This is a genomic window from Paenibacillus silvae (genome assembly GCF_014639235.1).
Lineage (GTDB): Bacteria > Bacillota > Bacilli > Paenibacillales > Paenibacillaceae > Paenibacillus > Paenibacillus silvae.
On record NZ_BMFU01000005.1, the window covers coordinates 132,998 to 145,968 of the forward strand.

Here is a 12,971-nt window from a genome sequence, read left to right on the forward strand (position 1 = left end):
TGCACATATCTCTGCTGCGCAAACTGAAACTGATGCATCTCCTCCAGTATATGAAGGTTCAGATCAACAGTAGCGGGCAACTGCGGTAAGGTGAACGTACATTTTAACCTCCTGCTTCTCGCAAAAAGGCTGCGCCAAACAGGCCGTTAATCAGCACGCTGCGCGCCTTCATAACGGCCTCCCTCGCTACCCGCCAAGCGCAGCGATGCGCTGCAGCAGGGGTTCGCGATATCTGGACCAGACCATGGACGCTTCTCTGCCGATCGCGTCCGCATGACGGACCGACCCCATCCCTCCATGCCAGCGATACGCCGTGAGCGGCTCATTTAGATACGGGAAGCGATGACCGTTAAGCAGCATGCGCAGCCAGAGATCCAGATCATGTGTATAAGGCAGCAGCTCATTAAACAGTCCCACGCCGCTAAACAGATCCTTACGAATCATGACCGTGCATCCGTTGACCGGATTACCGCCATTGAACCGGCGCAAACAATCCAGTTCGGACATCGGCTCAGGACCGCCATGCATTTTGGTAACGTCCGAATGCTCATTGATATAGTGAAAATTCGTATGGGATACCAGCACATTTTCACGCTGCATGAATTCAAGCTGGTAACGGATTTTGTCAGGGTAGAAGAAGTCATCCGAGCTCAGCCAGGCCACATAATCACCCGAGGCATGGCGAATACCGTGATTCAGCGCTGAAGCCGTGCCTCCGTTGCTTTTGCCAAGCACGTTGATGTGCGGCAAATAAGGCTGAAGCAGCTCCTCATGCCTTGTGGAGCCATCGTTAACAACAATAATCTCCACCTCGGCATACGTCTGATTCAATGCACTTTGAATAGCTTGTGGCACATACGGACAATTGTAGAACGGAATGACAATGGACACACGTGGATTCATTCGATTATCCTCCCTTGGCGGGCACGCACATCGCTCAGAATGTCCCGAAGCGAATCCTCAAATGCAATTTGCGGCTGCCAGCCCAGCCTGCGCAGCTCCGATAATTCCTCCTGCTTGCCCGCGCCGTCCGGACCGGAGGACGCACCATCCCAGCGCATCGGCACCTCTGCATCGGTCATAGACAACAGCAGCTCCGCAATCTCGCCAAGACTCCGCTCTACCCCGGACACTACCGGATATACCCTCCCGCTCGTGCCATGCAGAAGTAAAACGGCATACGCCCGAACGGCATCCCGCACATCCAGAAAATCACGGGTATTCTGCCGCCCGGATAGACGAAAGGCTTCCGTTTTGCCTGTCTGCTCACAGGCAACGACATGCCGGGCAAGCAGAGAACAGATGCCTGTGGACGGGCCCGCACCGATCAGATTGCCCGGCTCAGCCAGCATAATCTGCTGACCGAACAGGGACATCCAGGAGAGGGATACCATCTCCTCCAGCGCTTTGCTCAGGCTGTATGGATGCGGCGGAGCCGGCACACGTCCCGGCTCCGGTGTATACTTGAGCCTTGAGCCAACAATGACCGTGCGGGCATCAGGACAGCTGCGGAGTGCGTCCAGCAGATATAACACTGCCATCACGTTGGTTTCAAGCACTAATAGCGGATCGGCCCAGGAATCCGGTACCGAGTTTTTGCCCGCAAGATGCAGCACATAGTCCGGCTGAACATGCTTGATCAGCTCTCTCACCTGATTTTTATCATTCAGATCACAGACGTGTATACCTACCTTTTTATCAAAGGCATATACATCCGGCCTGCGCACAACAGCTGCAACGTCAGCACCGGCACCTTGAAAATAATGTACCGCATGCCGCCCCGTGAAACCGGAGGCACCCGTAATCAGCACCTTTTTACCCGTCAGCTCTGCTCCATCCATAATGCCAGCTCCTTCAGCATTGTTGAATAATCCGGCAGGTCTGTCTTCACATCCTCACGGGTAGATACCAGTGTGCGATCCTGTACTACACTGTCGTCCGGCACAATTGTCACATCCTGTTTATTCCAGACCTGCTGGAACAGGACAAGCAGATCATGCTTGCTGACTGGCACAGGATGAGCAAGATGAATCAGGCCGCTGACAGGAGAGTCCAGATAATGATCTACCCATTTGGCTAACTCAAGTGTTGTGACACCATTCCAGAATACACGAGTGTACCCCCCGACCTGGCCTTTGCTGGACATGAACCACTGCATCAGACCAATGCCGCCCTGCCGGATTTCAGGTCCAATAATGGACGTTCGGATCGTTAAATGTCCTTCATCCACCACCTCACCCAACGCTTTGGTGATAGCGTAGGAGGACGTTCCATCAGTTACGTCATGCTCCCGATATGCACCGCGATCTCCGCTAAACACACAGTCTGTACTGATATGAATCAGACGTGCGCCGAGGGAATCCGCTATGCGCCGTAGACGATGCGGCAGAAAACCGTTGATATGATAAGCTGCAATTTTATCCTTATCAGCGAAGCTGTTGAGCACACCAACCGCGTTAATGATTACGTCCGGGTGCACCGCTTCTACAAGCCTGTCGACCATGAAGCTGTCGTTCACATCCAGGATCAAGCCCTTAGGGTCTGTCACGTCCCGGGTGGTGTAGAAGACACTGTGCACACCTTGACGGCGGAAATAGTCGACCAGAATATGGCCGGCCATTCCGTTTCCCCCAAGAATCAGCAGCTTCATGACAGAAACCCTCCGCGTCTCAAAATTTCTCGAATTTCGTCTTTGGTCATGAGCTGATGCTCCGAGCTAAAGCTGCTGTATGGCACAGGCGGACAGTGTGTATAGTGCTCACGCAATCCCGGAATCCCGAGTGTAGGCAGGATCACCAGATACTGCTCGTCATAGACAACGGTGGTCAAGCTTTCGAATTCGCTCATCAGAATTTCGTGAATTTTCTCGCCCGGACGAATCCCGCGCTCCACAATGGCTACGTTCTCCACCCCGGAGTCCTCAATCAGCACTTCGGCCAGGTCAACGATTTTGCAGGTTGGCATCGTCATGACAAAGATTTCTCCGCCAACGCTTTCCACCGAAGCCTTGAACAACAGAGTAATGGCATCCTTGAGCGTAAGGAAAAAGCGAGTCATGCCCATATCCGTAATGGATACCTGGCCTTTTTGGCGAATCTGGTTTTTGAACAGATGCACTACACTGCCGTTTGTGCCAAGCACATTGCCGCCACGCACCGTAACAAACTTGGTTTCACTGTGCAGCAGATTGGCATACACGATTAATTTCTCACCGATCGCCTTGGTCATGCCATAGAAATTCGAAGGATTCGCCGCTTTGTCGGTTGAAATGTAGATTACTTTTTTGACCTTGTTCTCGATCGCTGCTTCTATGACATTCTGTGTGCCGATCACGTTTGTTTTGAGAGCCTCATAGGGCTGATCTTCACATACCGGCACATGCTTGAGTGCAGCCAGATGAAACACATAGTCCACATGCTGGCAAGCCGCAGTCAAAGCATCCTTGTCACGGATATCTCCAATGCGGAACAGCAGGCGAGGGTCCTCGAACTCACGGCTCATGGCTACCTGGCTGGACTCGTTGCGGGAGTAAACGATGATTTCCTTGGGCTGCTGGGGCAGCAGTTGAGCGACAAGCTCATACCCCCATGATCCCGTACCGCCAGTCACGAGTATACGCTTATTTTCAAACATGCATTTTCCCTCCAAGCAGAAATTTAACCACTTTACTGGATACATCTGTTGCCTTGTAACCCTGCGGACAATCCCAGTCATTCGGCAGCTTGATCATCACGTTTACACAGTCCGCAATTCGTGCCGCATCCAGACCAGACACCACGTTGCTGCCGCAGTCCACCGTTTCGGGACGCTCGGTCGTTCGGCGCATCGTCACCGTAGGCACACCCATGATGCAGCATTCCTCCTGCACCGTTCCGCTGTCGGTAAGTGCACAGCACGCATGGCGTTCAAGCATCACAAAATCGAAAAATCCAAACGGCTCGTGGAATTCCACGAGCGGATGCATCTCCAGCTGCAGATGCTCCGAGATTCGAATTGCCGTCCGTGGATGAATGCTGCAAATAACACGCAGTCCATGCTCCTCCGCCACCTGATTGAGCCCTTTCATAATCTCCAGCAGATGAGGGGGGTGATCCACATTTTCAGCGCGATGGGCCGTAACCAGAAAATATTGACCAGACTTCAGCTTGAGCTTTTTCAAAATTTTGCTGGCATTGACCTGATCGCTGTAGTGCTGCATCACCTCATAGATTGGATTGCCCGTCAGCACAATCCGGCGGCTGGGCACACCCTCGCTGACGAGATGTTTCTTGCTCTGCTCGGTGTACGGCATATTTATAGTCGAGATCGCATCAATAACGCGGCGATTTTTCTCCTCCGGCACATCCAGATCGAAGCAGCGATTGCCTGCCTCCATATGAATAACAGGAATCCCCATTCGCTCAGCGAGTACAGCACAGAGAGCACTGTTCGTGTCTCCGAGCAGGAGCAGCTTGTCGGGCTGCTCCTGCTGGATCAGGTCCTCCATCTGCGTAAACATGGAGGACAGCTGCCGCCCCAATGAGGCGGCCTCATCCTGCAGCACGTAATCCGGGGCGCGCAGACCCATTTCTTTGAAAAAAAGACCGCTGAGACTTTCAGTGAAGTTCTGTCCCGTGTGGACCAGAATATGTTTGGACGCGTACTGGTCCAGCTTGGAGATGATCAGGCTGAGCCGAATAATTTCAGGTCTCGTACCCAACACGGTCATGATCTTCATCGTCATCCCTGCCTTCTATCGTGTTTTGGGAACCCCTTTTCCTATCGTCTTTTTGTTTTTTTCTAACGTGTATTGGAAACCCCGGCCTTTATCTGGCACTGGAGCCTTTGCGTATTCTGCGGCTGCGTGTCTTTCTCCCGGGGGAACGTCTGCGTGCGGACCTCTTCGGAGCATCGATACTTCGCCCTGCCGTTTTACGGGCCCTGACACTTTTCTTCCGGGCTCGAACACTCCGCTTCAGCTTTTTAAGCCCGCGCCGGACGGCTAAAATGCCTTTCTTGCGACGGCGCTTTCTCGCTTGGCCTTCGAGCTGGATCCGCTCCTCTGCCTTGTGAGGCTGTATGCCTCCACCATCATGAAGCGCTACCGCTACTGGAGGCAGCGAGGAACGAGGAAGAAGCTGCACAATGCTCTCCGGAAACAACCGCGCCTTGACAAGCGACGGGTCGGGTGACAGCACCGTGCGCAAACCGCCCTCTCCCCATGTCAAGACAGGGCCGTTCGGCGGCTGGATATATTTGAACCATCCGGGAAAACGCAATAACCACTGTGTGACCATCGTATGCAGCTTCACTCGGTAGGTTTCAATACCGTACAGCTTTTCCGCTTCTGTCCGGTTGCGCCATCCGGTATCCGAAGCCAGCTCCGAATCATTCAACAGCGTCATTGCGAGCGTGACGAGCGCTTCACTATCCCCCGGCGGGGCCAAAAACGCACTGCTGCCCACGGATTCCATCAATTCCTTGAGACCACCTTGGGCGAAAGCAATGACGGGTTTGGCAAAATAAAGCCCCTCCAGTGCTGTCATGCCAAAGCCTTCCTTCACCATGCTCGGGATAACCACGATATCCATCGCGGTGTAGGCCAGAGACACATTTTCCTCAAATGTGGTGAAAATAAAGCGTTTTGCATACCCGGAACGTTTTACTCTGGACGCACACTCGTCATAATACTTTTTGTCCGAAGGTGCGCCGATCACCCAGAAGCGACAACGAGGCTGTGTCTCACACAATCGCAGTGCCATATCTACAAAGGGCTTCAAACCCTTGGCATCATATATAAAGGAAGAAATATAACCGATGCAGGTATGCGTGTCTTTAAGGCCAAGCTGCTTGCGTTTGCGCTCACGCAGATGCAGCCAGCGGTCCGGGGCAGGCAGAGACGGTTCCCATGTCGGAGAAATAACCGTAACCCTGTCACTCATCCCCGCCTGTTTGAAGGGCGCCGCTGCCGTCTCTGAAATGCCAACAATCCAGTCTGCGTAACGGCCGATCATCTGAATCGCCTCGGCTGTATGCTCAGTCGTCTGAATAATCTCGGTAATTTTCCAGATAACGGGGATGCCTAACGATTTTGCCGCCACGGCAGGCATCACATTCACGCAGGTATTCGTCAAAATAATATCCGGCTCGTAGCGCTTAAACAGTGAAATTGCATCTTGAAATGCTGGCGTATGCCGCAAATTTTCCGCATCCTGCGCAATGCCCTGATAAGGAGTGTACACACCGTGAAGCATCGGCAGATTACATATATGAACATGTACACCGTACCTTCGTGCAAACCCGGTAAGCTTCCCTTCCTGCGGTGCAACGAGCACACATTCAAAGATCGAATCAATCTCTTTCATAAAATGAAGCAGCAGCTTCTCCGCCCCGGTAATACTGCGAGTGTTGCATACATGTGAAAACAACAACAGCTTTGGTTTCATTGCCATGGCCGCACACGGACCCTGTATACAGACAAGCCGATACAGGGCACTGTGCACACCTCCTCCTGGCCGAGATTAAGGGAATATAATGCTCAACATTTCGTTTATACGTCTGCCATACGTGTGATCCTTCAGCGTCCGCTCCAGTCCCCGCAGAGCAATTTCGCGCCGCTCCTTCTCATGTGCAAGGTAATACTCCACCTTCTCCATCATCTCCTGTGGTGAAGAATACGTCTCGATCTCCACGCCCGGTTTGTAGAAACGAGCCAGATCATCCCGTGCATCGGTCAGCTGCAATGTCGTGCTCGCAGCAATTTCAAATGTTCTCGGGTTCGGCGAAGCCGGTGGAATTTTGACCTGGTTGTTGTTGACTGAATCATCCTCATGGGAACGGTGCAGGTTAATCACAATTTTGGTGCCATTGTAAACATCATTCGTTTCTTGTGGACTCATCCAGCGGCCCAGCTCAATCTTCTCTCCATAGGCTGTATAGTCTGGCAGACGGTCCCACCAGATGCCGTTAAATACCGTGTTGTGTGACATCAGCTGCGGCATGATCGGGTTGAAGAAATACACGCGGTTCCAGTAGGCAGAGCCGATAAAGCTGACATCCCGTTTCAGCGGGGAAGGGGTAGTAATCGGGAAGTAATGGTTGGTAAAGGCTGCAAAAGGCATATAATGCACGGACGCACAGCCATGCTGGCGGTATAATTCCACACAGTTCAGTTCCAGTGTGAACACATGGTCGAAATGCTTCACCATCTCCAGCGTCATATCGGTATAATACGGGTCATCCGTCAGCCAGATTGCCGTCTGAATTCCGGCTTGACGTATCGCATCAATATGCTCGATCGGGATATCCATGCCATCCAGCACAAGCACCAGATCAGGACGTGTTTCCAGCGCAACCTGAGATACCGGCTGACGTGGATCAGATAATGTCACCTGGGCCACCATGCCCTGCAGTGTAGTCATGATCGCTTCATCAATGGGGGAGTATGGGAAGCCTTTCCCCGAAGAAACGTACAGCACGTGAAGCTGCCGGAAGGGCAGCGGCTCTTGTGCACAATTCACAATATAGTTGGCACGGCCGCGCAGGTATCCTTCTTCCTTACCTGCATCAAATCCGGCCCGCTGCCCGTTTTTGCGTGCCTGATCGGCCAGGCTGAGTACAGGTGCATGAAGCTTTCTCGTTTTACGGTGTTTGAGAGACATACTGCCACTCCTTTTTATTTGGGATAAAGTGTTTCCGGTTTCCTCCTTCAAGCAGAAGGAAAGCTACAAATGTCCTAACAACTCGGCCATTCGGCGGTTAAACGTATGACGATTGAGCGTTGTGAGCAAGCCACGCCAAGCCATAGCCTGTCGTTCCTCCTCATGATGCAGATAATGCTGGATTTTGCGCTGCAGCTCTGCCGCTGTCGTGAAGGTTTCAATGTCATACCCGGGACGGTAATAGCGGGGCAGATCTCCGCGAGTATCCGTAATCTGCATCGTGCCGCACGCGCTGATCTCATAAGTGCGTGGATTGATCGAGTTCCCCTCCAGCTGGTGCGTGTTACGATTGTCCTCCCCGTTCTCACAGGTTCTGTGTACATTAATGACAATCTTCGCTCCGTTGTAATAATCCACCGTTGCCGCCGGATCAATCCATCCTTCGTGGATGAACTGCCCCAGCACATCCAGCCGGGCCAGCCGGCTCCACTGACTTCCGGCAATAAACACTTTTTTATCTGCCAGATAAGGAGCGAGCTGATTGAAAAGGTCAATCCGGTTCCAGAAACCAGTGCCGATAAAACAGATATCGTACTGATGCTGCGGCTCTGTACGACGCGGATGAAACATGCCCGGATTTACAGCCAGCGGCATATAAATGACACATTGTGCTCCTTTGTCTCTGTAGAAAGAAACGGCTGCCTCCTCATGTGTAAATACAATGTCATAATGCTGACAGATGGATGCGGTGTCCTCTGTAAAGTAAGGGTCATCGACAAACCATATCGCTGTCCGTATCCCCAGCTCACGGATTCCTCTTACCTGTTCCAGGTGATTCTCGGGAAACACATGCAGACCGTTCATCACCAGAACAACATCCGGCCGATGCTGACCGGCTTCCTGCAGCATCGCTGCTGGCGATCCAACAACGCATTCCCGAACGGACTGCTGCAGTGCCGAGATGACACCCTCATCAATAGCATCGAAACCCTGTGGGATATACAGCACCTTCATGTCCCGCGGGGCTGGCACATATGGCTGTACCCGCTCCATGATGGCCTGACAGCCGCCAAACCTGCGGCCTTCTGCATATCCGCCGCGGTAGGCCGCCTCCGCTTCCGTCAGCGGGCGGTGTCTTCGTTTTGCCACATTCTTCACCCTGTCTTCCTTCAAGGAGATCCCTTTTCGGACTCTCCACGAGATTGGTCTTCCCTCTAAAGGATATGCCCCGGGGTCAGATGCATCATGGACGGGTGTCCTGCAAGGCGCAAAATTGGCGTCTGCCCTCCATGTCCGCCTGCACGGGCATGTCCGCTGCAGCGGTTATGTAAATAACCCGGAGGAATTGTCCCCCGGGTTGTTGCCATACCTGTAAGTTAGTCCTTCAATGCCTGCATTACTGTGCCTTGTAAGCCAATTGGTGTCCGTCCTCGAAACCCTTGGCGAAACCCGCATTGAAGCCTTCGTTGTATGCTTCGTTGTATCCTTGACTGTATGCGTTGTCGGGGTTTGGATCGGTAGGGGTGGTCGGGACGACAGGTTGAACGGCCTTCACATTGCGATGCCGCCGCACCGTGCGTTTCTTTTTTTTCAGCCACGCACTGCGTCCTTTGCCTGTACGTTTATGAACGACACGTTTTGATTTCAGCGCGCGCAGCTTGCGGATTTTGCGCAGCCGGGCGCCACGAGCGACCAAAGCACGTTTTGTTTTCAGCCTGGACTTCTTCTTTAACATATCAGCATTCCTCCTGTAGGTCCCCGGCGGCACGGATGACACACGCGGGGTCTTTGAGCCAAGGCAGACCCGGCTCACCATAACGAATTCGGGAGAGCCTGACGCCTGTGACCATACGAGACATCTCTTCCTGATAGCGACTAAGCAGACGTATATTCTCGGCAAGACTGCGAGCAGATACCTCCGAATGAGACGATACACTGGCTACACTGTCCAGAATACGGGCCAGGGCCTGCTGACTGTGGGCAATGGATTCAATGAGCGCCAGTTTGACCTCCTGCTCACGCTGCAAGAGACTCATTTTCCCATATCCCCGAGATCCATGCCGCCAAACATGCCCCCGTCCATGCCGCTATCTTCGCTGTCATTCTGAACCATAACCGCTTTAAGATTGTTGCATAACCCCGTTTCCATGCGGGTTAAGCCTTCCAGCAGCTCCACCAGCTGCTCATGCATTTTCAGCGGTTCGCCAACCTGATCGCTATGGGTCAAAAAGCTGTCCCCGTTCAGATGATTCAGCGTCCAGTTTCGCACCTTCTCCGCCTCAATCGCCTTCGCCTCCAGAATCAGCGCAATGTTCCACTGCATTTTGGCTGCTGCATCCAGCATCAGAATAAGGCTTTGTTCTCTGCTCATGTTTCATCACCCGCCTTCCGGGCTTATTCTTCCTCCTGCACTGCAATCTCCCGCATGACCTGGGTCAGCGTCTCGGCCACAGCTTCTTCCAGGTCAGCCAGCCCCCCCAGGTAGGAGATGATGCTTTTGTTTATCTGTCCCGAGCTGTCCAGCAGCCCCTCAACCCCGTCCAGCTCCGGCTCGATATCGGGCAAATGATGGATAATTTCCGACATGCGTACAGCAACCTGACGTTTGGCATCCAATACCCTTGCGATCTGCTGATGGGAATGGGCGATATGTGTAATAATTTCATCAATTTTGCTCTGCATGGTGCTCCTCCTTTCGGGTCAAGGCCTGCTTCCCCACAGAAAAAACCGGCCTATCAGCATTTGCCTGTTACAACATATGCCGGGCCGGGATCGTCAGTTACTACAGCTTGCGCCTATATCGTGAAATGAAATAACACCATTCCGCAGCGTACCGACTGAGAAATTGCCGGGCGCGTTCCTGCTGCGGTCTGCTGAATACATCCTCCGTCGCCCCTTCCTCCACAATACTGTCTGCGCCTCACCAACAAGCTCTGGATGATGAGCCGATGTCGGTTCATCGAGTAGGATGAGCTAGGCTAGAGGTATTCTGCAAGCAAAAAAGCCATCCCCTCAATATGAGGAGCATGGCTCTGTTTCGTGTATTATCCAGTTTCTGTCGTTTGTCATCTATTCGTGAATCATAGGAGCAGTGTCTATCTTCGGCTGGCCCATTTGATTTTACGTGCCACTTCCACCCGCTGCAGTTGTAACACGCCGATTCGCTCTTCAAACTTTTTGCGTTCATCCACCGAATGCGCGGCATGAATCTGATGACATAGACCTGTCAATTTGCTATTGATGTAATCGAATCTCATCCACAATTCTTCTTCGGGCGTATGCTGCTGCTCCGGTGCAATTTGAAATATTTTGAGCTGCTGGATAAGGGACTGGCGCCATTCCTGATCTTGAATTTGGATGGCAAAATGCAAAAGATCCAGATAATCATCGATTTGCAACGATATGTCGCAATCAGGTTTAGTGTTCATCGTCGTCTCTCCTTATTTCAATGCTTGGCTGGAATCAGTTACCTCCTATTTTACAGGAACAAGCCCCCTGAAAGCGAGTACTGAACAGCAGAAATTTGGAAAAAAATTTGTTTTTTTTCCGCGAAAAGGGCTTTACTTTTCCAATATGATCAATTTCATTGCACCTGAGGACATATGTCTTGTAATTCATAAGAAAAACCCGCCATTGGAGAACAGTTCTCCAAGCGGGTTACAGGCAAATCTATGATGATTTTTGGTAATCACGCTGCTGTCTCGTCATCAGTAACATCAGAAATGAAATGATAATAATGGAAATGGTCCAGGCCCAGGCCATGGTCTGATTTCCTGAATCGACAGCTACATATATAGCCGTGGGTACGGTCTGTGTTTTGCCAGGAATGTTGCCCGCAATCATCAAGGTTGCACCGAATTCACCCAGAGCGCGAGCAAAGCCCAGAATAAATGCGGTCATCAGTGCTCTGCCTGCAAGCGGCAGCGTAATGTATCGGAATACCTGCCACTCATTCGCTCCGATAGAGCGTCCTGCATCTTCCAGGTCCCGATCGACCCCGTTAAAGCCGGATTTCATCGTCTGGTACACCAGAGGAAAGGCCACCACTATCGAAGCAATTACAGCTGCCCACCACGAGAAAATGACTGGAGCCGAGAAGATCGCTTCGATCCAGCGACCGAGCAAACTTCTACGGCCCAGCAGCACCAACAGCAGGAAGCCAACGACTGTTGGTGGCAGAACAAGTGGAAGCATAAGCAGGGTCTCCAGAAACACTCTGCCTCGAAAGGAAGCACGGGACATTTTCCAGGCAACGGCCACGCCAATCAATAATGCAGCAATGCTGGATAGCAGCGCCACCTGCAGGGACAAGCGCACTGGTGACCAGAACATGGACCAGTCGATTGCATTTATATTCATTGCGGGATCGTGAATCCGTATTTAGCGAAAATGTCCAGCACTTCCGGTGTTTGCAGATAGGCATAGAATTGTTCGGCCTCTGTACGGTGCTTCGTGTCCTCAATAATGCCAAGCGGATAGTTCGCCGGGGTATAACTGTTTTTGTCCACTTCAAATGCAATTTTCACCTGCTTGGAGGTCAGTGCATCGGTTTTGTACACAAAGCCTGCATCCGCATTGCCTGTTTCGACATACTGCAGCACCTGTCTGACGTCTTTCCCTTGCACAAGCTTTTTCTCAAGCTGATCCCACAGCTTCGCGTTGGTCAGAGCTTCTTTTGCATATGTTCCAGCGGGCACACTCTCGGGAATGCCAATGGCTACCGTTTTGATGGCGTCATTAGCCAGGTCCTTCTCACTGGTGACTGTACTTGTCCCATCTGCGGGCACGATGGCTACCAGTGAGTTTTGCAGCAGATTTTTCTGGTCTGTGGATGCGATCAGATGTTCATCGACCAGAGCCTTCATATTTTTAGCTGAAGCCGATACAAAAATATCTGTGGGTGCTCCTTGCTCAATCTGCTGCTGCAGCGCACCCGAAGCCCCGAAGTTAAAATTCAGGCTGATGTTGGGATGTGCCTGTTCATAGCTGGTTTTGATCTCTGTCATGGCATCGGTCAGGCTTGCTGCCGCCGATATCGTTAGCTCGACTTTTTCCTTGGATTCTGACGTAGCTGGTGATGTACCCTCACCAGATGCTGCTGGTGTAGAGGCTGCAGTCTGGTTAGTCGCGGATGATGCATCCGGCTTCTCTGTTGCCGAACTGCCGTTTGCCCCGCAGCCTGCCAGCACAAGTGCGAGACTTAGTGATATAACTCCAAGTAAGGTTCCAGCTCTCTTGTTCATTCATTCTCCCCCAAAGTTATGTTTAGTTATAACTAGTTATATTTAATTATAACTAATTATACACAGAACGTTTAAAATGGAAAGGTGA

General features: G+C 51.9%; 16 protein-coding genes. All 16 read right to left on the reverse strand.

Features of this window, described 5'->3' with window-relative positions:
- Window positions 1–186 precede the first annotated feature (186 nt).
- Window positions 187–903, reverse strand: coding sequence for a glycosyltransferase (locus IEW26_RS18360; RefSeq protein WP_188593405.1), 717 nt, complete (start codon window positions 901–903; stop codon window positions 187–189).
- Window positions 900–1,841 (reverse strand): NAD-dependent epimerase/dehydratase family protein, encoded by a 942-nt coding sequence (locus IEW26_RS18365; RefSeq protein WP_188593406.1) that lies wholly within the window; start codon window positions 1,839–1,841, stop codon window positions 900–902. The genes IEW26_RS18360 and IEW26_RS18365 overlap by 4 nt, the downstream gene beginning before the upstream one ends.
- Window positions 1,823–2,650, reverse strand: coding sequence for a dTDP-4-dehydrorhamnose reductase family protein (locus IEW26_RS18370; RefSeq protein WP_188593407.1), 828 nt, complete (start codon window positions 2,648–2,650; stop codon window positions 1,823–1,825). The genes IEW26_RS18365 and IEW26_RS18370 overlap by 19 nt, the downstream gene beginning before the upstream one ends.
- The gene (locus IEW26_RS18375) at window positions 2,647–3,633 is read right to left on the reverse strand and encodes a polysaccharide biosynthesis protein (RefSeq protein WP_145405328.1); all 987 of its coding nucleotides are present in this window, start codon (window positions 3,631–3,633) and stop codon (window positions 2,647–2,649) included. The genes IEW26_RS18370 and IEW26_RS18375 overlap by 4 nt, the downstream gene beginning before the upstream one ends.
- Window positions 3,626–4,717: a non-hydrolyzing UDP-N-acetylglucosamine 2-epimerase gene (gene wecB, locus IEW26_RS18380; protein WP_145405427.1), complete on the reverse strand. Its 1,092-nt coding sequence runs from the start codon at window positions 4,715–4,717 to the stop codon at window positions 3,626–3,628. Before wecB ends, IEW26_RS18375 begins: the two co-directional genes overlap by 8 nt.
- Before the next feature lie 88 nt (window positions 4,718–4,805).
- Window positions 4,806–6,431 carry a glycosyltransferase gene (locus tag IEW26_RS18385; RefSeq protein ID WP_188593408.1) on the reverse strand — a complete coding sequence of 542 codons (1,626 nt, stop codon included), beginning with the start codon at window positions 6,429–6,431 and terminating at the stop codon, window positions 4,806–4,808.
- A gap of 69 nt (window positions 6,432–6,500) precedes the next feature.
- Window positions 6,501–7,640: a CgeB family protein gene (locus tag IEW26_RS18390; protein WP_229729923.1), complete on the reverse strand. Its 1,140-nt coding sequence runs from the start codon at window positions 7,638–7,640 to the stop codon at window positions 6,501–6,503.
- A 63-nt stretch (window positions 7,641–7,703) separates the two neighbouring features.
- Window positions 7,704–8,798: a CgeB family protein gene (locus IEW26_RS18395; protein WP_188593409.1), complete on the reverse strand. Its 1,095-nt coding sequence runs from the start codon at window positions 8,796–8,798 to the stop codon at window positions 7,704–7,706.
- A 56-nt stretch (window positions 8,799–8,854) separates the two neighbouring features.
- Window positions 8,855–9,007 (reverse strand): hypothetical protein, encoded by a 153-nt coding sequence (locus tag IEW26_RS18400; RefSeq protein WP_188593410.1) that lies wholly within the window; start codon window positions 9,005–9,007, stop codon window positions 8,855–8,857.
- Window positions 9,008–9,036: 29 nt separating this feature from the next.
- Entirely contained in the window at window positions 9,037–9,375 is a 339-nt protein-coding gene (locus tag IEW26_RS18405; protein ID WP_188593521.1) for a hypothetical protein, read from the reverse strand.
- A gap of 1 nt (window position 9,376) precedes the next feature.
- The gene (locus tag IEW26_RS18410; protein ID WP_111269426.1) at window positions 9,377–9,676 is read right to left on the reverse strand and encodes a hypothetical protein; all 300 of its coding nucleotides are present in this window, start codon (window positions 9,674–9,676) and stop codon (window positions 9,377–9,379) included.
- Window positions 9,673–10,011, reverse strand: a complete 339-nt coding sequence (locus IEW26_RS18415; protein WP_188593411.1) for an alpha-helical endospore appendage domain-containing protein — start codon at window positions 10,009–10,011, stop codon at window positions 9,673–9,675. Before IEW26_RS18415 ends, IEW26_RS18410 begins: the two co-directional genes overlap by 4 nt.
- A 23-nt stretch (window positions 10,012–10,034) precedes the next feature.
- Window positions 10,035–10,322 carry a nucleoside-diphosphate sugar epimerase gene (locus IEW26_RS18420; protein WP_110897441.1) on the reverse strand — a complete coding sequence of 96 codons (288 nt, stop codon included), beginning with the start codon at window positions 10,320–10,322 and terminating at the stop codon, window positions 10,035–10,037.
- A gap of 413 nt (window positions 10,323–10,735) precedes the next feature.
- The gene (locus IEW26_RS18425; protein WP_145405333.1) at window positions 10,736–11,068 is read right to left on the reverse strand and encodes a hypothetical protein; all 333 of its coding nucleotides are present in this window, start codon (window positions 11,066–11,068) and stop codon (window positions 10,736–10,738) included.
- Window positions 11,069–11,309: 241 nt separating this feature from the next.
- Window positions 11,310–11,999 (reverse strand): molybdate ABC transporter permease subunit, encoded by a 690-nt coding sequence (gene modB / locus IEW26_RS18430; protein WP_188593412.1) that lies wholly within the window; start codon window positions 11,997–11,999, stop codon window positions 11,310–11,312.
- Window positions 11,996–12,883, reverse strand: a complete 888-nt coding sequence (gene modA, locus IEW26_RS18435; RefSeq protein WP_188593413.1) for a molybdate ABC transporter substrate-binding protein — start codon at window positions 12,881–12,883, stop codon at window positions 11,996–11,998. Before modA ends, modB begins: the two co-directional genes overlap by 4 nt.
- Between the last annotated feature and the right edge of the window lie 88 nt (window positions 12,884–12,971).